The 24,074-nt window shown below is 57.0% G+C and carries 25 protein-coding genes and 1 riboswitch; of the genes, 16 read left to right on the top strand and 9 right to left on the bottom strand.

The window, feature by feature from the left end; translation table 11 throughout:
- Window positions 1–29 precede the first annotated feature (29 nt).
- Entirely contained in the window at window positions 30–848 is an 819-nt protein-coding gene (locus GC090_RS14380) for a pyridoxal phosphatase (protein ID WP_205949943.1), read from the bottom strand.
- A 155-nt stretch (window positions 849–1,003) separates the two neighbouring features.
- On the opposite strand from GC090_RS14380, the gene pgl reads away from it, so the two are divergent.
- A complete protein-coding gene (gene pgl / locus GC090_RS14375) occupies window positions 1,004–2,002 on the top strand; it encodes a 6-phosphogluconolactonase (RefSeq protein WP_324020181.1) in 999 nt (332 codons plus the stop codon).
- Window positions 2,003–2,051: 49 nt separating this feature from the next.
- On the opposite strand, the gene GC090_RS14370 is transcribed toward pgl, so the two are convergent.
- Window positions 2,052–2,528, bottom strand: a complete 477-nt coding sequence (locus GC090_RS14370) for a kinase inhibitor (RefSeq protein WP_033737738.1) — start codon at window positions 2,526–2,528, stop codon at window positions 2,052–2,054.
- Between the two features lie 73 nt (window positions 2,529–2,601).
- Window positions 2,602–3,894 carry an adenosylmethionine--8-amino-7-oxononanoate transaminase gene (bioA, locus tag GC090_RS14365; RefSeq protein ID WP_324020179.1) on the bottom strand — a complete coding sequence of 431 codons (1,293 nt, stop codon included), beginning with the start codon at window positions 3,892–3,894 and terminating at the stop codon, window positions 2,602–2,604.
- 85 nt (window positions 3,895–3,979) lie between these two features.
- On the opposite strand from bioA, the gene bioB reads away from it, so the two are divergent.
- From bioB to bioD, 4 genes are read left to right on the top strand one after another with little or no spacing between them, the layout of a single operon-like run.
- Window positions 3,980–5,011: a biotin synthase BioB gene (gene bioB, locus GC090_RS14360; RefSeq protein WP_006118502.1), complete on the top strand. Its 1,032-nt coding sequence runs from the start codon at window positions 3,980–3,982 to the stop codon at window positions 5,009–5,011.
- A complete protein-coding gene (gene bioF, locus GC090_RS14355) occupies window positions 5,011–6,162 on the top strand; it encodes an 8-amino-7-oxononanoate synthase (protein ID WP_033737737.1) in 1,152 nt (383 codons plus the stop codon). The genes bioB and bioF overlap by 1 nt, the downstream gene beginning before the upstream one ends.
- On the top strand, window positions 6,146–6,901 hold the full coding sequence (bioC, locus tag GC090_RS14350) for a malonyl-ACP O-methyltransferase BioC (protein ID WP_205957378.1): 756 nt from the start codon (window positions 6,146–6,148) through the stop codon (window positions 6,899–6,901). The genes bioF and bioC overlap by 17 nt, the downstream gene beginning before the upstream one ends.
- Window positions 6,898–7,569: a dethiobiotin synthase gene (gene bioD, locus GC090_RS14345; protein WP_033737735.1), complete on the top strand. Its 672-nt coding sequence runs from the start codon at window positions 6,898–6,900 to the stop codon at window positions 7,567–7,569. The genes bioC and bioD overlap by 4 nt, the downstream gene beginning before the upstream one ends.
- Here the strand turns inward: bioD and GC090_RS14340 are convergent, their stop codons facing one another.
- A complete protein-coding gene (locus GC090_RS14340) occupies window positions 7,570–8,292 on the bottom strand; it encodes an ABC transporter ATP-binding protein (RefSeq protein ID WP_033737785.1) in 723 nt (240 codons plus the stop codon).
- An 882-nt stretch (window positions 8,293–9,174) separates the two neighbouring features.
- On the opposite strand from GC090_RS14340, the gene uvrB reads away from it, so the two are divergent.
- The gene (uvrB, locus tag GC090_RS14335) at window positions 9,175–11,196 is read left to right on the top strand and encodes an excinuclease ABC subunit UvrB (protein WP_033737734.1); all 2,022 of its coding nucleotides are present in this window, start codon (window positions 9,175–9,177) and stop codon (window positions 11,194–11,196) included.
- Between the two features lies 1 nt (window position 11,197).
- On the opposite strand, the gene GC090_RS14330 is transcribed toward uvrB, so the two are convergent.
- A complete protein-coding gene (locus GC090_RS14330) occupies window positions 11,198–12,103 on the bottom strand; it encodes a gluconeogenesis factor YvcK family protein (protein ID WP_006118508.1) in 906 nt (301 codons plus the stop codon).
- 201 nt (window positions 12,104–12,304) lie between these two features.
- A riboswitch (molybdenum cofactor riboswitch) is annotated at window positions 12,305–12,438 on the top strand.
- Here GC090_RS14330 and moaA point away from each other — a divergent pair.
- From moaA to moaE, 5 genes are all read left to right on the top strand, one after another.
- Entirely contained in the window at window positions 12,427–13,416 is a 990-nt protein-coding gene (gene moaA, locus GC090_RS14325) for a GTP 3',8-cyclase MoaA (protein ID WP_172912616.1), read from the top strand. (Overlaps the previous riboswitch by 12 nt.)
- A gap of 14 nt (window positions 13,417–13,430) precedes the next feature.
- Window positions 13,431–13,946 (top strand): molybdenum cofactor biosynthesis protein B, encoded by a 516-nt coding sequence (moaB, locus tag GC090_RS14320; protein WP_324020177.1) that lies wholly within the window; start codon window positions 13,431–13,433, stop codon window positions 13,944–13,946.
- A gap of 2 nt (window positions 13,947–13,948) precedes the next feature.
- Window positions 13,949–14,434: a cyclic pyranopterin monophosphate synthase MoaC gene (moaC, locus tag GC090_RS14315; RefSeq protein ID WP_058707646.1), complete on the top strand. Its 486-nt coding sequence runs from the start codon at window positions 13,949–13,951 to the stop codon at window positions 14,432–14,434.
- Window positions 14,427–14,672, top strand: coding sequence for a molybdopterin synthase sulfur carrier subunit (moaD, locus tag GC090_RS14310; protein WP_205955015.1), 246 nt, complete (start codon window positions 14,427–14,429; stop codon window positions 14,670–14,672). The genes moaC and moaD overlap by 8 nt, the downstream gene beginning before the upstream one ends.
- Entirely contained in the window at window positions 14,673–15,125 is a 453-nt protein-coding gene (moaE, locus tag GC090_RS14305; protein WP_324020175.1) for a molybdopterin synthase catalytic subunit MoaE, read from the top strand.
- Here the strand turns inward: moaE and GC090_RS14300 are convergent.
- A complete protein-coding gene (locus tag GC090_RS14300; RefSeq protein WP_006118514.1) occupies window positions 15,122–15,907 on the bottom strand; it encodes an OBAP family protein in 786 nt (261 codons plus the stop codon). The two genes, moaE and GC090_RS14300, sit on opposite strands and share 4 nt — an antisense overlap.
- A gap of 106 nt (window positions 15,908–16,013) precedes the next feature.
- On the opposite strand from GC090_RS14300, the gene GC090_RS14295 reads away from it, so the two are divergent.
- Together GC090_RS14295 and GC090_RS14290 are read left to right on the top strand one after the other, a co-directional pair.
- The gene (locus tag GC090_RS14295) at window positions 16,014–17,108 is read left to right on the top strand and encodes a DUF1615 domain-containing protein (protein ID WP_205949949.1); all 1,095 of its coding nucleotides are present in this window, start codon (window positions 16,014–16,016) and stop codon (window positions 17,106–17,108) included.
- 95 nt (window positions 17,109–17,203) lie between these two features.
- Window positions 17,204–17,911, top strand: a complete 708-nt coding sequence (locus tag GC090_RS14290) for a Bax inhibitor-1/YccA family protein (RefSeq protein WP_058707643.1) — start codon at window positions 17,204–17,206, stop codon at window positions 17,909–17,911.
- A 37-nt stretch (window positions 17,912–17,948) separates the two neighbouring features.
- Here the strand turns inward: GC090_RS14290 and GC090_RS14285 are convergent, their stop codons facing one another.
- From GC090_RS14285 to GC090_RS14275, 3 genes are read right to left on the bottom strand one after another with little or no spacing between them, the layout of a single operon-like run.
- Window positions 17,949–18,914 (bottom strand): lysylphosphatidylglycerol synthase domain-containing protein, encoded by a 966-nt coding sequence (locus tag GC090_RS14285; protein WP_324020172.1) that lies wholly within the window; start codon window positions 18,912–18,914, stop codon window positions 17,949–17,951.
- Entirely contained in the window at window positions 18,914–20,158 is a 1,245-nt protein-coding gene (gene clsB / locus GC090_RS14280; protein WP_033737726.1) for a cardiolipin synthase ClsB, read from the bottom strand. The genes GC090_RS14285 and clsB overlap by 1 nt, the downstream gene beginning before the upstream one ends.
- Window positions 20,155–20,916, bottom strand: coding sequence for an endonuclease/exonuclease/phosphatase family protein (locus GC090_RS14275; RefSeq protein ID WP_006118519.1), 762 nt, complete (start codon window positions 20,914–20,916; stop codon window positions 20,155–20,157). Before GC090_RS14275 ends, clsB begins: the two co-directional genes overlap by 4 nt.
- A 177-nt stretch (window positions 20,917–21,093) precedes the next feature.
- Here GC090_RS14275 and GC090_RS14270 point away from each other — a divergent pair, with 177 nt between their 5' ends.
- The 3 genes from GC090_RS14270 to dusC all read left to right on the top strand — a co-directional run bounded on the left by GC090_RS14270 (window position 21,094) and on the right by dusC (window position 24,052).
- Complete coding sequence (locus GC090_RS14270; RefSeq protein WP_033737724.1) at window positions 21,094–21,486, top strand: YbhQ family protein; 393 nt, start codon at window positions 21,094–21,096, stop codon at window positions 21,484–21,486.
- A gap of 224 nt (window positions 21,487–21,710) precedes the next feature.
- Window positions 21,711–23,060 (top strand): ATP-dependent RNA helicase RhlE, encoded by a 1,350-nt coding sequence (gene rhlE, locus GC090_RS14265; protein ID WP_006118521.1) that lies wholly within the window; start codon window positions 21,711–21,713, stop codon window positions 23,058–23,060.
- Window positions 23,061–23,062: 2 nt separating this feature from the next.
- Window positions 23,063–24,052: a tRNA dihydrouridine(16) synthase DusC gene (gene dusC, locus GC090_RS14260; RefSeq protein ID WP_205957381.1), complete on the top strand. Its 990-nt coding sequence runs from the start codon at window positions 23,063–23,065 to the stop codon at window positions 24,050–24,052.
- Window positions 24,053–24,074 lie beyond the last annotated feature (22 nt).

Here is a 24,074-nt window from a genome sequence, read left to right as displayed (position 1 = left end):
TGAAACCGTGCTCATTGGGTCAGTGAAACTTACAGAACGAGCTGATAAAGCGTCTCGGCAATGCCGGTTTCCAGATTCGTACCGATGACCCTCTTCGCCCGGGCTTTAATGGCGTCATCCGCATTGCCCATGGCCACGCCCAGCCCCACCGTTTCCAGCATACTCAGATCGTTGTAGTTGTCGCCGAAGGCAATGACGTCCTGCATTGTCAGCCCGACAGATTCGACCCACTGCGCCAGGCGCTTGCCTTTGCTGTTGCCGCCGCGGGCAACGTCGACCTGATCGTGCCAGGACCATTCGCAGGCCAGACCCAGCTCGTCTTGCGCACGCTGCGCAAACTGCTGCAACGCTGCTGTGTTGTCGTGAGACAGGGCAAACTTCCAGATCGACTGCGCCTCTCTGGCGGCCTGCGCCAGGCTGTCCACCTGTCTGAACACCGGACGCTGATGTGGAGGTAATGACTCACTCCATTTCAGCGTACGAATCACATGGCCGGTCGGCGTTTGATAGAGCATCGCATCGTCCACATACAGCAGACCGTGAATATGATGTTCATCCAGCATCTCGATCACACGTACCGCAACGTCGGTATCCAGCGGATCGGCAGCCAGGACTTTTTTCGCCGGATAATCGTACAGGTAGGTCCCGTTACAACAGATGGCGGGCGTATCCAGATTGAGCGTCTGGTAGAAAGGATGAATGGCACAGTGATGGCGTCCGGTCACGATAATCACCTTGATGCCCGCTTTGCGCGCCTGGGTAATCGCTTCTGTGGATTGGGGCAGAATGGTTTTCGTCGGGGTCAACAGCGTGCCGTCAAGGTCGAGGGCGATTACACGATAGCTCATTAATCCTCTCATCTGGATAGGTTAGCGAAACAGCAAGTCTACACCTGACTGTGGCCCGGAAACAAAAATCAGGGCACAAATCATTCCAGCGAGACAGAAAAAAACGCGCTACAGTGACCTGCAGAACAACATGAGTCAGCGAAAAAGGAGAATACATGAAGCAGGTTGTCTACACCGCCAGTCCCGAGAGTCAACAAATCCATGTCTGGCAGTTGAACGATGAGGGCACCTTGACGCTACTGCAGGTAACGGATATCGCCGGTCAGGTTCAGCCTATGGTGGTCAGTCCGAAAAAAGATTTCTTGTATGTGGGCGTGCGTCCGGATTTCCGCGTGCTGGCCTTTCGTATTGCGCAGGATGGCACCTTAACGGAAGCGGGTCAGGCGCCGTTGCCGGGCAGCCCCACCCACATCTCCACCGATCACGCTGGCCGTTTCCTGTTTTGTGGCTCCTACAATGATGCCTGCGTCAGCATCAGCCCCATCGGCGCTGACGGTGTGCCCCAGGCTCCGAGCCAGGTGATCGACGGTCTGGCAGGTTGTCACTCTGCGAACATCGATAATGCCGACAGCACGTTATATGTGCCCGCGCTCAAACAGGATCGCATCTGCCTGTTTAACCTCGGGGCGGACGGTCAGTTAACGCCGCATTCCCAGCAACAGGTCACTACGGCAGAGGGCGCAGGCCCGCGTCATATGGCGTTTCATGCCAACGGCCAGTACGCCTACAGCGTTAATGAACTTAACAGCACGGTCGAAGTCTGGTCACTGAAGAATGCACACGGCAAAATGGAATCGGTGCAAACGCTCGATATGATGCCGCCTGATTTTACCGGCACGCGCTGGGCCGCCGATATTCACCTGACGCCGGACGGACGTTTCCTGTACGCCTGCGATCGCACCAGCAGCACCATTACGGTGTTCAGCGTGAGTAAAGATGGCGCGCTACTGACGGTGGAGGGCTTCCAGCCGACCGAAACGCAGCCGCGGGGCTTCAATATCGACCACACGGGCCAGTATCTGGTGGCGGCAGGACAGAAGTCGCATCACATTGAGGTATACCGCATTACTCAACCGCAAGGGCAACTTGAACCTGTCGGCCGTTATGCCGTTGGACAGGGCCCAATGTGGGTTGTGGTACATCAGCTGGCTTAACGTTCAGCGTTGCCGCTCCCGGGCGGGAGCGGCAGAAGAGCACGCGCAATCAGACGTAATGAACGGTCAATGACGCGCTGGCTAATACGTGAAAATGCACGTTGAAGCCCACCATCGCGCCGCTGGCGCCTGCATCGACCTCAATGCTCTCCACATCCAGCGCATGGACGCTAAAAATGTAGCGGTGCGTTTCACCCGCCGGTGGCGCGGCCCCGCCGTACCCGGCCTGGCCGAAATCTGTGCGGGTTTGCACGGCACCTGCAGGTAAGGCGGCTTTACCGGAACCCGCACCCTGCGGCAGCGATGTGGTATCGGCCGGAAGATTGGCGACCACCCAGTGCCACCAGCCTGAGCCGGTCGGGGCATCAGGATCGAAACAGGTCACGACAAAACTTTTTGTGCCTTCCGGCGCGTCTTCCCAGGCAAGATGCGGTGACACATTTTCGCCCTGATAGCCCATCCCGTTGAAAACATGCTTTTCCGGCATTTTGTCGCCGTCGTGTAAATCCTGACTATAAACTCGCATCACATCTCCTTGGGTTTATGGTGACTGCGTCTTCATCTTAACCAAAACCGCCTGGACGTCCAGCCTTCAGGGCTCAACGCAGAAAATGGCCGGGGTTCGCCAGGGCTGCGGCCATGGCCTGGATCAGCGTATCCAGTGCTTCAGGCGTGATGATATAGGGCGGCATCAGGTAGATCAGACGACCAAAGGGCCGAATCCAGACGCCCTGACTGACGAAAAACTGCTGCAGGGCGGCCATATTCACTGGACGGTGAGTTTCTACCACGCCAATCGCGCCCAGCACACGAACATCGGCTACCGCTGGCGACTGGCGCAGTGGCGTCAGTCCCGCCTGAAGCTGACGCTCGATAGCGCTGACCTGCCCGCGCCAGTGGCCTTCCTGTACCATTTTCAGGCTCTCCGTCGCGACGGCGCACGCCAGCGGATTGCCCATAAAGGTTGGGCCATGCATAAAGCAGCCCGCCGGACTGCGGCTGATGGTATCGGCGACATCACGTGTGGTCAGCGTGGCGGCCAGGCTCATCGTGCCGCCGGTCAGGGCTTTGCCGACGCACAGGATGTCCGGTGTGATCGCCGCATGTTCGCAGGCAAACAGCGTGCCGGTGCGGCCAAAGCCCGTGGCGATTTCATCAGCGATCAGCAGGATGCCGTAACGATCGCACCACTCGCGCACCTTCTGCAGGTAGCGCGGATGGTAAAAACGCATGCCGCCCGCGCCCTGTACGATGGGCTCCAGAATCACCGCGGCCAACTGATGCTGATGCTGTTCGATCCGCCGGGCGAAATCCTGAAAATCTTCTTCATTCCAGGCCGCGTCAAAACCACATTGCGGCGCCTCGGCAAAGTGGTGCTCGGGCAGATAGCCGCGCCACAGGCTGTGCATGGAATTATCCGGATCGCACACCGACATCGCCGCAAACGTATCACCGTGATAGCCACGCTTGAGGGTTAAGAACTGCTGACGCGTTTCTCCCCGACCCAGCCAGTACTGCAACGCCATCTTCATTGCCACTTCGACGGCAACGGAGCCGGAGTCTGCAAGGAATACGCACGCCAGCGCGTCAGGTGTCATCGCCACTAACTGACGACACAGCGCCACCGCGGCGGGATGCGTAATCCCGCCGAACATCACGTGGGACATCTGGGCCATCTGCTGCTGCAGGGCCTGGTTCAGGCGTGGATGGTTGTAACCATGAATCGCCGCCCACCAGGAGGACATCCCGTCTACCAGTGTGCGCCCATCCGCCAGCTGCAGCGTGTAACCCTGTGCCGCGACGACCGGGTAACAGGGCAACGGTTGCTGCATGGAGGTGTAAGGATGCCAGATATGCTGGCGATCGAATTCGGCGTCCTGAAGCGTAAACATCGTAGTTGTAAACCAAAATAAAAAGATTTAGTTTACAAGTATAACCACGTTAACTGTCGGGATGACACCTTTTTTGGAGTACGTAATGTCACAACGTTGGACGCTAGCCCAGGCACAGGCCCTGTTTGAACGCCCGTTTCTTGAACTGATGTTTGAAGCACAGCAGGTACATCGCCAGCACTTCGATCCGCGTCAGGTTCAGGTCAGCACGCTGCTGTCGATTAAAACGGGTGCCTGCCCGGAAGACTGCAAATACTGTCCACAAAGTGCCCGCTACAAGACCGGGCTGGAATCAGAGCGCCTGATGGAGGTGGATGAGGTCCTGCGTTCGGCGCAAAAAGCGAAAGCGGCCGGATCCAGCCGCTTCTGCATGGGCGCGGCGTGGAAAAACCCCAGCGATCGCGATATGCCTTATCTGGAAAAAATGGTCGAAGGCGTGAAAGCAATGGGCATGGAAACCTGCATGACGCTGGGAACGCTGAGCGACAGCCAGGCCCAGCGTTTAGGTCGCGCCGGGCTGGACTTTTATAACCACAATCTGGATACCTCGCCCGAGTTTTACGGCAACATCATTACCACGCGCAGCTATCAGGAACGACTGGATACGCTGGGCAAGGTGCGCGAGGCTGGTATCAAGGTCTGCTCGGGCGGGATTGTTGGCCTGGGCGAAACGGTTAATGATCGCGCCGGGTTGCTGGTGCAGCTGGCCAACTTACCGACGCCGCCGGAAAGCGTGCCGATCAACATGCTGGTCAAGGTGAAAGGCACCCCGCTGGCAGACAATGACGATGTCGAACCTTTCGATTTTATCCGCACGATCGCCGTCGCCCGCATCATGATGCCTGCCTCGCACGTGCGTCTGTCGGCGGGCCGCGAACAGATGAATGAACAAACCCAGGCGATGTGTTTTATGGCCGGGGCTAACTCGATTTTTTACGGCTGCAAGCTGCTGACCACGCCAAACCCGGAAGAAGACAAAGATATGCTGCTGTTCCGCAAGCTCGGACTGAATCCGGAACATACCCAGACCGCCCATGGCGATAATGCGCAACAGCAGCAGCTCAGTGAGCAACTGCTCAATGCCGACACAGAAAAATTCTATAACGCGGCGCTGTAATGGGCTGGCCGCAACGCATACAGCAGGCGCTCGCGCAGCGCCGTGCTGAAGAGGGCTGGCGCGAACGGCGCGTAGTTGACGCCAGTCAGACGCGCCTGATCCGCTATGCAGGCCGGGATTATCGTCACTTTTCCAGTAATGATTATCTTGGGTTAAGCCAGCACCCGGCGGTGATTGCCGGATGGCAACAGGGCGCGGCACTGGCCGGGGCGGGGGCAGGCGCATCCAGCCATGTCACCGGTTTCCAGGCTCTTCATGCCACCCTGGAAGCGCAACTGGCCGGGTGGCTGGGTTATCCCCGGGCATTACTGTTTATTTCCGGCTTTGCCGCCAACCAGGCGGTCATTCACCTGCTCGCCGGGAAAAACGATCGCATTCTTGCTGACAAGCTGAGCCATGCCTCGTTGCTGGATGCTGCAAGTCACAGCCCTGCGCAACTGCGTCGTTTCGCCCATAACGATCCGGACAGTCTGGCTGTGCGGCTGAGTGCGCCCTGTGAAGGGCAAACGCTGGTGGTCACGGAAGGGATTTTCAGCATGGATGGTGACAGCGCGCCGTTACAGACGCTGGCGGCGCAGTCGCGTGAGGCCGGGGCCTGGTTACTGGTTGACGATGCGCACGGCATTGGCGTCACAGGTGAGCAGGGGCGCGGCAGCTGTTGGCAACAGGGCATTAAGCCCGAACTGCTGGTGGTCACCTTCGGTAAAGCCTTTGGCGTCAGCGGCGCGGCATTGCTGTGTGATGACGCGACGGCCGACTATTTTGTGCAGTTTTCGCGCCACCTCATCTACTCAACCGCCATGCCGCCAGCACAGGCCAGCGCGTTACTGGCCGCCCTGAAACAGGTGCAGGCAGGCGATGGACTGCGCCAGCGCCTGAGCCGCAACATTGCCCATTTCCGCCGGGGCGCCTCCTCCTTGCCCTGGTCGCTTATGCCGTCATCCAGCGCCATCCAACCGTTACTTGTTGGCGATAACGCCCAGGCGATGGCCTTGTCGGCCCGTTTAGCCGAAGCCGGTTGCTGGGTCAGCGCGATTCGTCCGCCTACCGTACCGCCGGGCACGGCACGTTTGCGCATCACGCTGACCGCCGCGCATCAGCCAGACGATATTGATGTCCTGCTGGAGGCACTTCATGACGCTGCACATTGATAAACGTGCCGTAGCCAGAGCCTTTGGGCGCGCGGCGTCGTGTTACGACAGGCATGCCGAACTGCAACGGATCAGCGGGGATGCGCTGCTGGCATGGGTGCCTGCTCAAACCGGTCCACAGGTGCTGGATGCGGGCTGTGGCACCGGCTGGTACAGCCGGCTATGGCGCGACCGGGGGAAACAGGTCATGGCGCTGGATCTGTCGCCGCAGATGTTGCATCAGGCCCGGCAAAACGCGGTGGCGCATCATTATCTGGCGGGCGACATCGACGCACTGCCGTTAGCCGATCAGAGCATTGACCTGTTATGGAGCAATCTGGTGGTGCAATGGAGCGACGATTTGCCGGCCGCGCTCAGGCAGTTTACGCGGGTACTAAAACCCGGCGGCTGTATGCTGTTTTCAACGCTGAGCGCGGGATCGCTGCATGAGGTTCACGAGGCCTGGTCGCATCTTGACGCGCATGTGCACGCCAATCGCTTTCTGCCGGCGCAGGCGATCGCCGCAGCCTGTGCCGCACAACGGCTGCGCTGTCACGCGCAAACCGTCACCCTGCATTTTCCCGATGCGCTCAGCGCCATGCGCTCTCTGAAGGGCATTGGCGCAACGCATCTGCATGCCGGACGGGCCGATTATGTGCTGACGCGTCGCCGTCTGGCACAGCTTGAAGCCCACTGGCCACGGGACGAACAGGGTTTCCGCCTCAGTTATCATTTGATGTATGGAGTAAGTGAATCATGACACGCTGGTTTATCACCGGTACCGATACAGAAGTCGGTAAAACCGTTGCCAGTAGCGCCCTGCTGCAGGCGGCGAGCGCAGCAGGCTACCGCTGTGCGGGCTACAAACCGGTGGCCTCGGGCTGTACGTTAACCGCAGAAGGCATCCGTAACAGCGATGCGCTGGCGCTGCAACGTTACAGCAATGTGCCGCTCTGCTATGAGCAGGTGAATCCGCTGGCCTTTATGGAGCCGACATCGCCGCATATCGTCAGCGCAGAGGAGGGCAGGCCAATTACCTTTTCAACGCTATCGGCAGGGCTTCGCGAGCTGGAGCCGCTGGCTGACTGGATTCTGATTGAAGGCGCGGGCGGCTGGTATACGCCGCTGTCTGAGACGCAAACCTATGCCGACTGGGTTGAGACTGAACGGCTACCGGTGATTTTGGTGGTGGGTGTAAAACTGGGCTGTATTAATCATGCCATGCTGACCGCCGAGGCGGTAAGGGCGCGTGGACTGCGACTGGCTGGCTGGATTGCCAACACGGTTCAGCCGCCCGGCCAGCGTTATCAGGCATACCTTACGGCCCTGAAGGAGCGCCTGCCCGCGCCTTGTCTGGGTGTCATTCCCTGGTTAGCGGATGACAGCCAGCAGGCGGACTGTGGTCACTATCTGACGCTACCGGATTAATCACGCCATCGTCAGCCATTTATCGAGCGTACCGTCATCCAGCAGGGTGACGTTACCCTGCGCCACATTACGCCCGCGATGCAACAGCAAAAAGCTGTCAGCGACGCGCCGAATCAGGGAAACCCGCTGCTCCAGCAGCAGAATCGTCAGGCCGTAATCCCGGTTAAGACGCCGAATCAGGTTACCCATCTCTTCTTCCAGCCAGGGCGCCATGCCATCGGCGGGCTCATCCAGAATCAGCAGGCGTGGCTGTAATACCAGCGCGCGGGCAAGGGCCAGTTGCTGCTGCTGATAAACCGGTAAATCCCCGCTGCGCTGTTGACGCAGTGAATAGAGAGCCGGCAGAAGATCAAAAATCATTTCCGGAATAGGCCGGTGATTTTCGCGCGATTCAGCGCCTGCCAGCAGGGCAATCAGTAAGTTATCTTCTACGCTCATCTGCGTGAAAATATGTCGTCCCTGTGGCACGTAACCAATGCCCTGGCGTGCACGTTGATCGGCAGGCTGCGACAGCAGGTCCTCTGGCGGCGAGCCATCCTGCTGCCAGCTAATCGTGCCGCTGTTGATGGGAAGCTTACCCATGATGCAGTTCACCAGCGTGGTTTTTCCCATGCCGGGACGTCCCAGTATGCCGGTACAGGTGCCGGGGGGCAGGTCAAGGTCCACATTCCAGAGAATATGATTTTTTCCGTAAAACTGATTCACCGACCGTAAACTTAGCATCTGACGCGCTCCTTCCAGATAATTAACCTGAATGTTTTGCTGCTCATAACGGGTAAATCGCACTACCAGAATAGCAGGGCTATGACTGCTGCTGTGGCGCATGACATCCTGATCACAAAGCATGCAATTACCGGGCCAGAGTCGGAGTGAACGAAGTTTGCGCGCTTAACATGCGGAATTTTGACGGTTTAAATATAAGTAAAAGTGAACAATTGACGGGCGGGACGACTGTGCAGCGCGATGAGGGTGCAGGAAAAATGAGCGTCAGGTGCAGTTGCCCATAAATGGCGCAGGCAGTCTGCTGTAAAAAACAGCAACCTGAAAAGCCAGACGATCAACGTTGAATGCGCGCCATGCATCGCGCTAAAACAACGCTATTGGCGTTAAAAATTTCGCTAAAAAAAATTTTTTTTCATCAAAACGCGGCGGCAGAAAAAATTATGCACAGCCGATATTCCAAGGCCTCTCATCAGTTATCCACTATTCCTGTGGATAACCTTGTGCATTAGATAATGAAAACAGGTTAGAAGCGAGGAAATACGCGGCCTGGTCACGTAATGATGACAATCTGGGCTTTTTTTACTTACTATTAAAAATCAGTGTGTTAGTAAAAAACAAGCCTGCCGGATTGGACGCGATTCATCAAACTGCAATTTTATGACACAGGCTTGACAAATGTTAAATCAATACGTGGCTTGGGGATAACCTTGCGCAACAAAAACGGGTGTTTGCCTGGGCAAAAGTGCCAGAGTCAAGTAAAACCTGGCGACAATACTGTGCATCATTACTGGTATTATATCCAGTATTTTTTTCTGGCAAAATTGCCATAGCAGAGTAAAATAATGGGCTGCCCGCCGTCTTTCTTCTGCAGGAACCGCATTCATGAGTAAAGATTTTAAACTGAACTCCGCTTTCAAGCCTTCTGGCGATCAGCCGGAAGCGATCCGCCGTCTGGAAGCCGGACTGGAAGACGGCCTGGCGCACCAGACGCTGTTAGGCGTAACCGGATCGGGTAAAACCTTTACCGTTGCTAACGTTATTGCCGACCTGAATCGTCCTACCATGGTGCTGGCTCCTAATAAGACGCTGGCGGCGCAACTGTATGGCGAGATGAAGGAGTTCTTTCCCGAAAACGCCGTAGAGTTTTTTGTCTCGTACTATGACTACTACCAGCCCGAAGCTTACGTGCCCAGTTCGGATACCTTTATCGAAAAGGATGCGTCGGTGAACGAACATATCGAGCAAATGCGCCTCTCCGCGACGAAAGCGTTGCTGGAACGGCGCGACGTGATTGTCGTGGCCTCCGTGTCTGCCATCTACGGCCTGGGCGATCCCGATCTGTATCTGAAAATGATGCTGCACTTAACGCGCGGCATGATCATCGATCAGCGCAGCATCCTGCGTCGCCTGTCGGAGTTGCAGTACACGCGTAACGATCAGGCGTTTCAGCGCGGGACGTTCCGGGTCCGGGGCGAAGTCATTGATATCTTCCCGGCCGAATCTGACGATATGGCCCTGCGGGTTGAATTATTCGATGAAGAGGTGGAGCGGCTGTCCCTGTTTGACCCGCTTACCGGTCAGGTCGAATCGGTGGTGCCGCGCTTTACCATTTACCCTAAAACGCACTACGTCACGCCGCGTGAGCGTATCCTGCAGGCCATGGAAGACATCAAGGTTGAACTGGCCGAACGGCGCAAGATCCTGCTGGAAAACAACAAACTGCTGGAAGAGCAGCGTATTACCCAACGGACGCAGTTTGACCTCGAAATGATGGGGGAGCTGGGATACTGCTCAGGTATCGAAAACTACTCCCGCTATCTGTCTGGCCGCGGACCGGGGGAAGCGCCGCCGACCTTATTTGACTATCTGCCGGCGGATGGCCTGCTGGTCGTCGATGAGTCGCACGTAACCATTCCGCAGATTGGCGGCATGTACCGCGGGGACAGGGCGCGTAAAGAGACGTTAGTCGAATATGGCTTCCGCCTGCCTTCGGCGCTGGATAACCGCCCCATGAAGTTTGAAGAGTTCGAGGCGCTGGCCCCTCAGACCATTTATGTCTCCGCCACGCCAGGCAAATACGAGCTGGAAAAATCGGGCGATGAGGTGATCGATCAGGTGGTGCGTCCGACGGGGCTGCTGGATCCGATCCTTGAGGTGCGGCCCGTGGCGACTCAGGTGGACGATTTGCTGTCAGAGATCCGCCAGCGCGTTAACGTCAATGAACGCGTACTGGTCACGGTACTCACCAAACGTATGGCCGAAGACCTGACGGAGTACCTGGAAGAACACGGTGAAAAGGTGCGCTATCTGCACTCTGACATCGATACCGTCGAGCGCATGGAAATTATTCGCGACCTGCGCCTGGGCAAATTTGATGTGCTGGTGGGCATCAACCTGCTGCGTGAAGGGCTGGATATGCCGGAAGTCTCGCTGGTGGCCATTCTGGATGCCGATAAAGAGGGCTTCCTGCGTTCCGAGCGCTCCCTGATCCAGACCATCGGGCGCGCTGCACGTAACATCAATGGTAAAGCGATCCTCTACGGCGATAAGATCACGCCTTCCATGGCGCGCGCCATTGAAGAAACTGAGCGCCGTCGTGAGAAGCAGCAGCGCTACAACGAAGAGAATGGCATCGTACCGCAGGGCCTGAATAAGAAAATCACCGATATTCTGGAACTGGGCAATAACGTGGTGAAAACGCGGGGTAAAGCCAAACCCGGCAAGCGCAACGCCGCCGAGACAGAGACGGATTACCTGGCGTTGTCACCGCAGGCGTTGCAGAAAAAGATTCACGAACTGGAAGGGCAGATGCAGCAGCATGCGCAAAACCTGGAGTTCGAACAGGCTGCTGGCCTGCGCGATCAGCTCCAGGAACTGCGCACCTTGTTTATCGCGGTGTCCTGAGTCAGTTAAACCGCTGGATGGCGTGCTCCAGCGCGCCGCGCAGCAGCTGGCGGTCGTGACGATATTTAATATCTGCGGCCTCCAGCGGCTCCTGGATGATCAGGCGGTTGTCGATCAGACTGACGTCCGTGGCCGGTCCGACAACCACGGCGTCGATGACCCGTTTACCAATCGCCTCTTCCATTATTCTCAGCTTATCCGCCACGGTCAGCGCCGCCGCCGCCGGACTGAGTTCACGGCCCAGGTTGCCGATAAACACCATGTTCGCGGGCGTGCGGCGCAGCGCCTGCGCCATCTCTTTCATTAACAGAATGGGCATCAGGCTGGTGTAGAAGCTGCCTGGCCCAATCAGAATCAAATCGGCTTCTGCAACGGCATCGAGCGCTTCGCGCGTCGGTTGCACCACAGGATGCAGCATTAACGCCTGTGGTGGTGCGCGCATCTCATCAATGGCGGTTTCACCATAAACGGCATTGCCTTCGTCATCTGTTGCCATCAAATCCACCGGATGTTCGGACATCGGGATTAAAAACGCGTCAACTTTTAGCAGATTTCGGATGATATTGACCACTTCCAGCGGACGCACGCTCAGATGATCCAGCGCTTTCAGTATTAAATTGCCCAGATTGTGCCCGGCCAGTTCGCCATTGCCGGTAAAGCGGTATTCGAACATCGCGGACGCGACGCTGGGCTCGGTAATCAACTGGTTAATGCAGTTGCGCAAATCGCCCCAGGCGATACCGCCTTCAGCCCGACGGATGCGGCCGGTGGAGCCACCGTTATCAGTGGTGGTAACGATGCCGGTCAGGCGCGAACCCAGTGGTGACAAGGCCGACATCACGCGACCTAATCCATGTCCGCCGCCCAGTGCCACGACGCGATCCAGGTCCGCCAGTGTTCGATTCATATTTCTCCTTTTTCGCGTCTGCAGAGGCGTGAAACGCGCAGGGTGCAGACGAGGATGATGTGTGTCAGTTTATGACCGGCAGTTTACCGTATCCCGGGCGCGAAATACGGTGAAAGTTAACGTTACTGCGCACACAGAGTAAAAGCCGTGGATGGCGCATTTACCCTAATCGCGCTACCATCTGTATACCGCGTTAATCAGCCGGTTAACGTACACTCAAGCCTGAATGCCTACGTCTGCGGATAGGGGATTCAGGCCGTAGCCTACGCGCTGCCAGGGTGCAGGAAGAAATGACTGCATCTCCCGAACTGGAAAGGTGTTCTCTGGTGTCACAATTTACTGATGCATTTGCGCGTAAGTTTTATTACTTGCGCCTCTCGGTCACGGATGTCTGTAATTTCCGTTGTACCTATTGCCTGCCGGAGGGTTATCAGCCAAACGGTATCCGCAATAAAAGCTTTCTCTCACTGGATGAAATTCGCCGTGTCACGCGCGCCTTTGCGGCGGCGGGCACTGAAAAAGTGCGTCTGACCGGCGGTGAGCCCTCTTTACGTCGTGATTTCACCGACATTATCGCCGCGGTTAACGAAAATGCTGCGATTCGCCAGATTGCGGTCACCACCAACGGCTACCGACTGGCGCGCGATGTTAAGCAGTGGCGCGACGCGGGACTGACCGCGCTGAACGTCAGCGTGGACAGCCTTGATGCACGTCAGTTTCATGCGATTACCGGTCAGGACAAGTTCCACCAGGTGATGGCCGGGATTGACGCGGCTTTTGAGGCGGGTTTTAGCCAGGTCAAAGTCAACAGCGTGCTGATGCGCGATGTCAACAGCCACCATCTGGCGACCTTTCTTGACTGGATCCGTACGCGTCCCATCCAGCTGCGTTTTATCGAACTGATGGAAACCGGCGAGGGCGGTGCGCTGTTTCGCCAGCAGCATGTCTCGGGCGAAGTTATCCGCGATCAACTGATTGCTCAGGGCTGGCAGCGTCGTATCAGCGGCCGCAGTGATGGCCCGGCCCAGGTGTTTTATCATCCGGATTACGTCGGTGAAATCGGGCTTATCATGCCGTATTCCAAAGATTTCTGCGCCAGCTGCAACCGTCTGCGGGTTTCCGCACAGGGAAATTTGCATCTCTGCCTGTTTGGCGATGGCGGGATTCCTTTACGCGATCTGCTGGCCTCTGACGACCAGCAAGATGAACTTCAGGCACGCATTGCCAGCAGCCTGGGCCAGAAGAAGCAGACGCATTTCCTGTTACAGGGAAATACCGGTATTACACAAAATCTTTCTTATATTGGCGGTTAACTGCAGGAGCAGACATGGGCAAATCAGCCAGCACGTTTCAACCGTTACAGCTCGCTATGCTGACGGTCTCTGACAGCCGTGATGTCAGCAGCGATACCTCCGGCGATTATCTGCGTGAAGCGGCAGCCGAGGCGGGCCACAGCGTGATCGATCACGCCATTGTTCCCGACAATGTTTACCGTATTCGCGCGATTGTGTCGCGCTGGATCGCCAGTGAAGATGTCCAGGTGGTCATTATTAATGGCGGCACCGGCTTCAATGCGAAAAACAGCACGCCTGAGGCGCTGCTGCCGTTGTTCGATCGGGAGATTGACGGCTTTGGCGAGCTGTTCCGCATGGTGTCTTACGAAGACATTGGCGGCTCGACATTGCAGTCCCGTGCGGTGGCCGGTCTGGCTAACCAGACGTTGATCTTTGCGGTCCCGGGCTCAACGTCAGCCTGTACCACCGCGTGGGAACGCATCATCGCTGACCAACTGGATGCGCGTACGCGTCCCTGCAATTTTGTCACTCATTTAAAGAAGCTTTAAGCATGTCACAACTTACCCACATCAACGCCGCGGGCGAAGCCCATATGGTGGATGTTTCCACCAAAGACGATACGGTACGCGAAGCGCAGGCCGACGTGCTGGTACTGATGAAGCCAGAAACGTTACAGATGATCATGGAAGGCCGTCACCACAAGGGTGATGTGTTCGCCACAGCGCGCATTGCCGGTATTCAGGCGGCAAAACGCACCTGGGAACTGATCCCACTCTGTCATCCGCTTATGCTGAGCAAAGTGGAGATCAACCTGGTCGCGGAACCCGCATTGAACCGGGTTCGCATCACCTCGCTGTGTCGGCTGACGGGGAAAACCGGGGTAGAAATGGAAGCCCTGACGGCGGCTTCCGTGGCGGCGCTGACCATCTATGACATGTGCAAAGCCGTCCAGAAAGATATCGTGATTGATCGGCTGCGCCTGCTGCATAAAAGCGGCGGCAAAAGCGGCGATTTTCAGGCGGCAGCCCATGATTAAGGTGCTGTTTTTTGCGCAGGTGCGGGAGCTGGTGGGCACGGACTCGCTGACGCTGGCCGCCGACTATCCCGACGTCGCGGCGCTGCGGACAGCGTTGTCTCAGCAGGGCGAACGCTGGGCGCTGGCGCTCGACAGCGAACGATTACTGGCGGCGGTTAACCAGACACTACGCCCCATGACGCACCCTTTACGGGACGGCGATGAAGTCGCCTTTTTCCCACCCGTTACCGGAGGATAAATGGACACGCAAATTCGGGTCGGTCCCGCGCCCTTTGCGATGGCGCAGGAATACCAGTGGCTGGCAGGGTGCAACGAAGACGGCGCGGTTGTCACGTTCACGGGCAAAGTGCGCAATCACAACCTGGGCGATGATGTTGCGGCCCTGACGCTGGAACATTATCCCGGTATGACCGAGAAGGCGCTGCAGGAAATTACTGACGAGGCGCGCCAGCGCTGGCCGCTTCAGCGCGTCTCTGTCATCCACCGCATTGGTGAACTGTTTCCCGGCGATGAGATTGTCTTTGTCGGCGTCACCAGTGCGCACCGCAGCAGCGCCTTTGCCGCTGCGGAATTCATCATGGATTACCTGAAAAACCGCGCCCCGTTCTGGAAACGGGAAACCACCGGGCAGGGCGATCGCTGGGTCGATGCACGCAGCAGCGATCACGAGGCTGCGCAGCGCTGGGATTAAGGCGTACCACGCTGTTCGGCGGGAGCAAACTGCGTGTTGCCGTGCGCGTGTTCACCGCCGCCTTGTCCTCGCCGAAGCTGAATAACGTCACCGTCCTGCCAGGCATTGGCGCCGGGCACTACGGGATGTGCGACGATATCCGCCCGTTCAGCACGAATTTTTTGACTGTCGATGTCAAAACGGCGGTCGCGATCGGCCAGCAAGCGCGCATCCATTTGCCCGTCGGCGGTAAAGCCCATCATCAGCGCCGGAATGCCAATGGGCAGTTGCTTGTCGCGGTCGGTGTGCCAGGTATGCCAGGTTTTCCCGTACGTGTTGACGATGCGCGTCATCAGCGCTTTTTCTGCGACGGCCGGCAGGCCGGGCGCGACCAGTGAACCGGATTTCACCTCGTACTGATGACTGTGCCACAGTTTTTTCTCTTCGGCGGGCAGGGTGCGGTACAGGCGCTCACTGATAATATATTCCACGCCCATCAGGCGCGCATCGCGCGTATTACCGTCATAAATCACCGCCTGCATCACATCATCATTCAGGACCGTCACATAGTGATGGGCTTCCATCTGGCCGTTCTTGTCGCCGTTATAGAAATGAAAACCATCCAGATAGGCATTGATCGCATCAATGGGCGGCCGGGACTGCAGCACGGCCGCGCCGCTGTCCAGCGCTTTTAGCGTCGGTGAAGTGGGGGCGCCTGGCGAACTGACCTGAGCCGGTGTGTTATTGCCACCGCAGCCGGCCAGCAGCAGGCTCAGTGCGATAAGTGTCCAGCGTTTTGACATAAAACATCCCTTTTTCGTGAAAAGAGATAACCTTAGTTCATATCATCGCATCTGCCCTGCGAAGCGGCGCAGTGTTAAGCTACTCTTTTTGCCTCAGAGGACAGGTATGTCATTCATTTCATTCCCCAAACGCCTGACGTTGCTCGCTATCCTGATACTGGCGGGCTGTAGCAGCAAAAAAACACCAGAAGCGCCCGCCAGGCAACCTGAGGATGTCAAAGCGCAGATTCAGCGCCTGCTGCCCGCCGGTGTCAGCGATAAATCAGGCTGGGCTGACGATATCTATACGTCGTTCCGTACCCAGGGCCTGACCGCCAGCGACAGTAATTTGTGCGCAGTTATTGCGGTGGCGGGCCAGGAGTCAGGATTTGACGCCAACGGCACCGTACCCGGTATGGCAAAGATCGCCTGGGAGGAGATCGACCGCCGGGCGGCGAAGGTGCATGTTCCGGCGTTTTTAGTGCGCACCGCGCTGTTAATCAAGTCCAGTAATGGCGAAAGCTACGCTGCGCGGCTGGATAAGGCGAAAAGTGAAAAAGATCTGAGCGCCATTTTCGACGACTTTATTGAGATGGTGCCCATGGGGCAGAAGCTGTTTGGCAACCTCAATCCTGTTCATACCGGCGGACCGATGCAGGTGAGTATTGCGTTTGCAGAAGCCCATGCCAAAGGCTATCCATGGCCGGTTGACGGTTCCATTCGCCGTGAAGTTTTCACGCGTCATGGCGGCGTCTATTTCGGCACAATGCACCTGCTGGGCTATCCGGCTGACTACAGCAAGCCGCTTTACCGGTTCGCGGACTACAATGCGGGCTGGTACGCCAGCCGCAATGCGGCGTTCCAGGCGGCGGTAGCCCGCGCGACAGGGATGAAGCTGGCGCTGGATGGCGATCTGATTCAGTATGGTTCGGACACGCCAGGATCGACGGAGCTGGCGGTGCGGACGCTGGCGAAACGCATTGATATGAGCAACCGCGAAATCCGCCACGATCTGGAGCGGGGCGAAAAGGCGGACTTCAGCGACAGCGATCTGTGGAAGCAGGTTTTTACGCTGGCAGACAAGATGGCCGGAAAGCCATTGCCACGGGAAATGTTGCCGGGCATCAGACTTGAAAGTCCTAAAATTACCCGCAATTTAACCACGGCGTGGTTTGCTCAACGCGTCGACAGTCGTTATCAGCAGTGCCTGTCACGTCGATAAGTACGGCGTTGTGGCACAGTTGAACAGAGCTGTGCCACACTTACTCAGACAGCCCGTTTTGGGGCACAACACATTTGTTTAACAAGAGGTGCATCATGGACCGATATCCACAGAATGATTCAATAGTTCAGCCTGCATCTCGTGGGTTGCAGGCTTATATGGCGCAGGTTTATGGCTGGATGACCTGTGGTTTGTTACTCACTGCCTTCGTCTCCTGGTTTGCCGCGCGCACACCGGCGGTGATGGAGCTGGTGTTTGCAAATCGCATCACCTTCTTCGGCCTGATCATTGTGCAACTGGCGCTGGTGTTCTTCCTCTCGGGTATGGTGCATCGCCTGAGCGGGGCCGTGGCGACGGGGTTATTCATGCTCTATTCGGCCCTGACCGGGCTGACCATGGCCAGTATCTTTCTGGTGTACACCTATTCGTCCATTGCCAGCACGTTCTTCGTCACGGCCGGGATGTTTGGTGCCATGACGTTCTACGGCTACACCACAAAACGTGATTTAAGCCGCCTGGGCAGTCTGCTGTTTATGGCGCTGATTGGTATTCTGCTGGCCTCGCTGGTGAACTTCTGGCTGAAAAGCCCGGCATTGATGTGGGCCATTACCTACATCGGTGTGGTGGTGTTTGTTGGCCTGACCGCGTATGACACGCAGAAGCTGAAAAATATCGGTGAGCAGATTGATGCGCGTGACACGGAAAACCTGCGCCGCTACTCAATCATGGGCGCGCTGACGCTCTATCTTGATTTCATCAACCTGTTCCTGATGCTGCTGCGTATTTTGGGTAACCGCCGTTAAAAAACAGGCTGCTCTGGTGAACCAGAGCAGCCGTTTACTACGATTTTTGTAGCTTCTGCTCGTTCTTATGGCGCATATGTTTCGCACGGCTCTCCAGCCCCAGATACAGCACCAGTGCCAGGAGCAACGGCAAAATAAAGTACAGCACGCGGTAAGCCAGCAGCGCGGCGATGATGGTCCCGTGTGAAAGGTTCTGGCCGCCCAGCAGCGCCACGAATACCGCTTCAAGCACCCCAATCCCCGCCGGAATATGAATAATTACGCCTGCGATACTACTGATTAACAGTACGCCCAGCACCATGGGATAACCGGCATCCCGGCCCAGCAACAGCCAGATAATCGTGCCCATAACCAGCCAGTTGGCGCAGGAGACGGCAAACTGAAACAGCGCCATGCGCAGGGAAGGCAACTGCAGGGTTTGCCCTTTCACTTTCCAGCGACGACGTTTAGAAAACGCGCAGGCCCAGAGATAAAACACAACGAGCACCAGCAGCGCGGCACCAATAAGCCGTAGTGTGGTTTCGCCGATAAACCAGCCGCCGGGAATCGGAACCAGGCCTGCACTGAAGATCACGCCCGCCAGCAGGATGTAGCCCAGCCAGTTAGTGGCGATGCTGAGGGAGAAAATGCGCGTAATCGTCGCACTGTCCAGGCCGAGCCGCGAATAGAGCCGGTAGCGCATAGCGACACCGCCAACCCAGGTACTCAGCGTCAGATTAAAGGCGTAGCAGATAAATGACACCAGCATCACCTGACGTTTGGCCAGCTTATGACCACAGTAGGCCCGACCAATCAGGTCGTAGCAGCCGTAAACCAGATAACTGACGATAACCAGTGCCGCCGCGGTCAGCACCACAAAGCGGTTGTAGTTAACAATGACCTTATAGACGTCATCCCAGTTCACTTTGCGTGCATAGATCACCAGCAGCACAATGACGGCGACGAAGAAGAGCCCGGTCAGGATTTTTTTTGCCAGTTTCCAGCGTGGGTGCGTGTTTGCCATCAGGAATTGGCTCCTTCATTGTTGGCTTCGACGCGATCTTGCGTCTCCATTTCGGGCTGAACCGGCGGATCCACCTGAGCCAGCTTTGGCGTATGCGCCGGTAACCAGCCGGCGATAGCCGGGAAGTGACGCAGAAAGTGGAACACGACAACGCCTTTCGTCAGCTGCCACCAGGTGCGTGGTGGCAACTTATCCTCTTCCACGCGCTGACAGTCTTCAGCCAGTAAATGCTCAAGATTATCGCGTAATGTCTGGTTAAAGTTGCGATCGTGAATGATCAGGTTGGCTTCAAGATTGAGGGACAAACTCAAGGGGTCGAGATTGCTTGAGCCAACGGTAGCCCACTGCTGATCTTTCACCGCCACTTTGCCATGCAGCGGTCGGCGGCAATATTCATAGACTTCCACGCCCGCATCCACCAGATAGTTATAAAGCAGCTCAGCGCCCACTTTCACAATCGGCATATCCGGCTCACCCTGCACGATCAGTCGCACGCGTACGCCGCGCTGTGCCGCATTGCGCATCTCCTTAAGCAAACGGTAGCCAGGGAAAAAGTAGGCGTTGGCGATAATGACGTCCTGTTTGGCGGTGCGCAGCATGTCCAGATAATGCTGCTCAATATCATCCCGGTGCTGATCGTTGTCGCGATAGACAAACAGGACCTGCGCGTCGCCGGGCAGGGTGTTTTTGGCCGGACGATGTGAACGCTGTCCCCACCAGCGGCGAGTGGTGGCCTGACTGCCAATCGCCTCTTGCAGGTAGCGGGTAATGTCGGCGACCACCGGACCTTTGACCTCCACGGTATAATCCTGTTTGGCTTCCGGGCCAAAATCCGTGTAGTGCTCGGCGGAAAAGTTGATGCCGCCGACAAAGGCGATAACGCCGTCCACGACCACGGTTTTACGGTGCAGACGGCGAAAGACGTTAGTCCGCATGCCCATGATCAGCGGACGCGGATCGTAATAGATAAAGCGCACGCCCGCCTGCGTCAGACTGTTGACATAACTCTGGGACAGCTCGGAGGAGCCGTAGCCATCGACCATCATTTCGACCTTGACGCCGCGCTGCGCCGCCGCCAGAAGCACCTTGTGCAGGGCGTTGCCCACATCGTCTTCGAACAGGATGAAGGTTTCCAGCAGTACGCTGTGTTCGGCACGTGCAATCGCGCCAAACACCCGGGGGAAAAATGCGTCCCCGTTTTCCAGCAGGCGCAGTTTGTTGCCGTCTTGCCACTCAAAATTCATAGATGGATCTCCACCGCCAGCGGCGCGTGATCGGAAAGGTGTGACCAGGGTTTACGCGGCAATGCCCAGGGTTGACTGATCGTCGCATTGCGCACGTAAATACGATCCAGTCGCAGAAGGGGAAAGCGTGCCGGAAACGTCCGCGCAGGTCGTCCGCTTTTCAGGCTAAAGACCTCTTTTAGTCCCGCCCCTTTTTGCAGTATGTTGTTGGCTCGCCCCTGCCAGTCGTTAAAGTCACCGGCGACGACGACAGGTGCGTCAGCGGGTAACGCCATCACCATGTCGTTTAACATCGCCAACTGGGCACGACGGTGCGCCTCTTTCAGCCCCAGGTGCACACAGATGACATGCAGCGTGCCCCGGCCATCGGGCAGGGTAAGCTGGCAATGCAACATGCCGCGATTTTCGCTCCCGGCAATTGAAACATCGCGATTGTCGTACTCAGCAATGGGAAAACGCGACAGCACGGCGTTGCCATGATGTCCTTCCGGGTAAACCGCATTGCGCCCATAGGCAAAATCGTTCCACATCGTGTCGGCCAGAAACTCGTAGTGGGAGGTATCAGGCCAGTTTTCATGTTGCAGAGGGTGAATGTCATGGGTTCCCATCACCTCCTGCAAAAAGACGATATCTGCTGACGTTGCGCGCACCGCTTCACGCAATTCGGGCAAGATGAAGCGTCGGTTAAACGGGGCAAAACCTTTATGGGTATTAATCGTCAGGACTTTAAATGAAAATCCTTGCTTGATTTGTGGCATACTCGCGACGCGCTCCTTTTCATCTTCATCAACAACAAAGTGTAGTCTTTGTCACAAATGGAGGGTGAAGAAGAGGAATAATTAGGGCGTTATCTGAAATTTGCTTTACATTGAGAAACCGTCCCTGGCCGGTTACGGTTGCATTTGTGCAACGTGCCAGGTCTGCAGGAGAGAGAAATGAAATTGTCGAATCGCTTTCAAATTATTACCGGTCAAACCTGGGCCCACATCGCGATGCACCTGCTGGTGATTGCCGCACTGGTCTGGGGCTGGAAACATAAAGCACTGGTCGAAGTGTGCAGTACCCTGGTGGTGGCCTATGCAGCGGTGTTTATCGCCATGCTGATCACGCAGCGTAGTGCCCGTTTACGTACCCTGGGTGATTACCTGGAAGAAGCGACCACCACGTACTATTTCGGTGCCGCGATGATGACGCTGTTCCTGGTGTCGCGCATTTTCCACAACAACTTACTGTTAGCCAGCCTTGGCGTGGTGATGTTGTTGGGGCCCGCGCTGGTGTCGTTGCTGGCGAAAGAGCCGGCAGGACGCATTGAGAAAAAACGCAGCTGAATCAGGCTGTCGCGCTAAAAAAGCCACCGCAAGGTGGCTTTTGTCGTTGGGAGATATGTAATCAATTGTGAGCTATCTCGCACAGGGGCGGTAAAGCTGTTACACTCCGCCGCTTATGCATCGTAGTTTGCACCCTTTTCACGCGTCAGCCTCAGCTGGCGTCACTATCCCTCTGAAAACTACACCGCCAAACGCGGTCAGAGTGGACCGGAGTAATACTCGTCATGTCTTTTGACTCTCTCGGCCTGAGTGCCGATATTCTGCGTGCGGTAGCTGAGCAGGGCTACAGCGAACCGACGCCTGTTCAGCGCCAGGCGATTCCTGTTGTGCTGTCCGGCCGCGATCTGCTGGCAAGCGCCCAGACCGGCACCGGCAAAACCGCCGGGTTTACCTTACCTTTATTACAGAAACTGTCCGCGAATACCGGAACAGTGCGCGGCCGTCGTCCGGTGCGCGCGCTGATTCTGACACCGACCCGTGAACTGGCCGCTCAGGTCGGTGAAAACGTCAGCGACTACAGCAAATATCTTCCGCTGCGTTCGCTGGTGGTGTTTGGCGGCGTCAGCATCAACCCACAGATGATGAAGCTGCGCGGCGGCGTCGATATTCTGGTGGCCACGCCGGGCCGTTTACTGGATCTGGCTCATCAAAACGCCGTTGACCTGTCTCAGGTTGAAGTGCTGGTACTGGATGAAGCGGATCGCATGCTCGATATGGGCTTTATCCACGATATCCGCCGCGTACTGGCCAAACTGCCAGCTAAACGTCAGAACCTGCTGTTCTCGGCGACGTTCTCAGATGAGATCAAAACCCTGGCAGAAAAACTGCTGCACAACCCGGAGCAGGTTGAAGTCGCGCGCCGCAATACCGCGTCTGAGCAGGTTTCTCAGCAGGTGCATTTTGTTGACAAAAAGCGCAAGCGGGAACTGCTGTCTCAGCTGATTGGCGAAGGTAACTGGCAGCAGGTGCTGGTCTTTACCCGCACCAAGCACGGTGCCAATCACCTTGCCGAACAACTGGGCAAAGACGGCATTACGGCCGCCGCCATCCACGGTAACAAGAGTCAGGGCGCACGTACCCGTGCACTGGCCGACTTCAAATCCGGCGCGATTCGTGTGCTGGTTGCGACGGATATCGCGGCCCGCGGTCTGGATATCGAAGAACTGCCGCACGTCGTGAACTATGAATTGCCAAACGTGCCTGAAGACTATGTACACCGCATTGGGCGTACCGGTCGTGCCGCCGCAACGGGTGCGGCGCTGTCGCTGGTTTGCGTCGACGAACACAAACTGTTGCGTGATATTGAGCGCTTGCTGAAGCGTGAAATTCCACGACTGGCTGTGCCGGGCTATGAGCCGGATCCCAGCATCAAAGCGGAACCGATTGTGAACGGCCGCCAGTCACCGTCTTCACGCGGCCGTGGTCGGGGGCAGGGCGGACAAGGTGCCGGCGCGGCGCGTCCTCAAGGGGACAAGCGTGCGCAGCCGCGTCGTCAGGGACCCGCAGCGGGCCAGTCTGACAAGCCTGCGTCTCGTCCACGTCGGCCCGCGCCTAAACGCAGCGGAAACGTCTGATCATGCGGGTTTTACTGGCACCCATGGAGGGCGTACTGGATTCTCTGGTGCGCCAGCTGTTGACGGACGTCAACGACTACGATTTGTGCATCACGGAATTTTTGCGCGTCGTTGACCAACTGCTGCCGGTAAAATCCTTCTATCGCCTTTGTCCCGAACTGCATCATGCCAGCCGGACGCCGTCGGGTACGCTGGTTCGTCTGCAACTGCTGGGGCAGCATCCCGAGTGGCTGGCGGAAAACGCGGCCCGCGCGGTTGAGCTGGGCTCGTGGGGCGTGGATCTGAACTGCGGTTGCCCGTCGAAGCTGGTCAACGGCAGCGGCGGTGGGGCGACGCTGTTAAAAGATCCCGACTTAATCTACCGCGCGGCCAAAGCCATGCGGGCAGCCGTACCTGACTCCTTGCCCGTTACGGTTAAGGTGCGCCTGGGCTGGGATTCCAGCGCCCGCAGCATGGAAATTGCGGATGCGGTAGCGCAGGCCGGTGCCAGCGAACTGGTCGTGCACGGCCGTACCAAAGAAGACGGCTACCGTGCTGAGGCTATTAACTGGCAGGCGATTGGCGAGATTCGTCGGCGACTGTCTATTCCGGTTATCGCGAATGGCGAAATCTGGGACTGGCAAAGCGCCCAGGATTGTCTGCGAATCACAGGCTGTGATGCGGTGATGATTGGGCGTGGTGCGCTTAACGTGCCTAACCTGAGCCGGGTCGTCAAATACAATGATGCGCCCATGGCCTGGCCGGAGGTGGTGGTGCTCCTGCAACAATATACCCGGCTTGAAAAACAGGGTGATACGGGCATGTACCATGTCGCACGTATCAAACAGTGGCTGGGCTATTTGCGTAAAGCCTACGTCGAAGCGGGTGAGCTGTTCGCTGAGATTCGCGTCTTAAAAACCTCAGCCGATATTGCTACGGCGATTGACCGCTATGCGGCATTACAGCGGCAGACCTGTCAGTTCTCTTCAGCCTCACCGGAAGTGAGAGCGTGACAGCGCGGCGCTTAGCCGCGCA

The sequence above is a fragment of the Pantoea sp. JZ29 genome (assembly GCF_035190385.1).
Lineage (GTDB): Bacteria > Pseudomonadota > Gammaproteobacteria > Enterobacterales > Enterobacteriaceae > Pantoea > Pantoea stewartii.
The sequence above is the reverse complement of the archived record's forward strand: the minus strand, read 5'-3'. Positions and strand labels throughout refer to the sequence as shown.

Coding starts and splice junctions, on each gene's coding strand:
- GC090_RS14380 (WP_205949943.1), bottom strand. CDS start 848: ATGAGCTATCGTGTAATCGCCCTCGACCTTGACGGCACGCTGTTGACC.
- pgl (WP_324020181.1), top strand. CDS start 1,004: ATGAAGCAGGTTGTCTACACCGCCAGTCCCGAGAGTCAACAAATCCAT.
- GC090_RS14370 (WP_033737738.1), bottom strand. CDS start 2,528: ATGCGAGTTTATAGTCAGGATTTACACGACGGCGACAAAATGCCGGAA.
- bioA (WP_324020179.1), bottom strand. CDS start 3,894: ATGTTTACGCTTCAGGACGCCGAATTCGATCGCCAGCATATCTGGCAT.
- bioB (WP_006118502.1), top strand. CDS start 3,980: ATGTCACAACGTTGGACGCTAGCCCAGGCACAGGCCCTGTTTGAACGC.
- bioF (WP_033737737.1), top strand. CDS start 5,011: ATGGGCTGGCCGCAACGCATACAGCAGGCGCTCGCGCAGCGCCGTGCT.
- bioC (WP_205957378.1), top strand. CDS start 6,146: ATGACGCTGCACATTGATAAACGTGCCGTAGCCAGAGCCTTTGGGCGC.
- bioD (WP_033737735.1), top strand. CDS start 6,898: ATGACACGCTGGTTTATCACCGGTACCGATACAGAAGTCGGTAAAACC.
- GC090_RS14340 (WP_033737785.1), bottom strand. CDS start 8,292: ATGCTAAGTTTACGGTCGGTGAATCAGTTTTACGGAAAAAATCATATT.
- uvrB (WP_033737734.1), top strand. CDS start 9,175: ATGAGTAAAGATTTTAAACTGAACTCCGCTTTCAAGCCTTCTGGCGAT.
- GC090_RS14330 (WP_006118508.1), bottom strand. CDS start 12,103: ATGAATCGAACACTGGCGGACCTGGATCGCGTCGTGGCACTGGGCGGC.
- moaB (WP_324020177.1), top strand. CDS start 13,431: ATGGGCAAATCAGCCAGCACGTTTCAACCGTTACAGCTCGCTATGCTG.
- moaC (WP_058707646.1), top strand. CDS start 13,949: ATGTCACAACTTACCCACATCAACGCCGCGGGCGAAGCCCATATGGTG.
- moaD (WP_205955015.1), top strand. CDS start 14,427: ATGATTAAGGTGCTGTTTTTTGCGCAGGTGCGGGAGCTGGTGGGCACG.
- moaE (WP_324020175.1), top strand. CDS start 14,673: ATGGACACGCAAATTCGGGTCGGTCCCGCGCCCTTTGCGATGGCGCAG.
- GC090_RS14300 (WP_006118514.1), bottom strand. CDS start 15,907: ATGTCAAAACGCTGGACACTTATCGCACTGAGCCTGCTGCTGGCCGGC.
- GC090_RS14295 (WP_205949949.1), top strand. CDS start 16,014: ATGTCATTCATTTCATTCCCCAAACGCCTGACGTTGCTCGCTATCCTG.
- GC090_RS14290 (WP_058707643.1), top strand. CDS start 17,204: ATGGACCGATATCCACAGAATGATTCAATAGTTCAGCCTGCATCTCGT.
- GC090_RS14285 (WP_324020172.1), bottom strand. CDS start 18,914: ATGGCAAACACGCACCCACGCTGGAAACTGGCAAAAAAAATCCTGACC.
- clsB (WP_033737726.1), bottom strand. CDS start 20,158: ATGAATTTTGAGTGGCAAGACGGCAACAAACTGCGCCTGCTGGAAAAC.
- GC090_RS14275 (WP_006118519.1), bottom strand. CDS start 20,916: ATGCCACAAATCAAGCAAGGATTTTCATTTAAAGTCCTGACGATTAAT.
- GC090_RS14270 (WP_033737724.1), top strand. CDS start 21,094: ATGAAATTGTCGAATCGCTTTCAAATTATTACCGGTCAAACCTGGGCC.
- rhlE (WP_006118521.1), top strand. CDS start 21,711: ATGTCTTTTGACTCTCTCGGCCTGAGTGCCGATATTCTGCGTGCGGTA.
- dusC (WP_205957381.1), top strand. CDS start 23,063: ATGCGGGTTTTACTGGCACCCATGGAGGGCGTACTGGATTCTCTGGTG.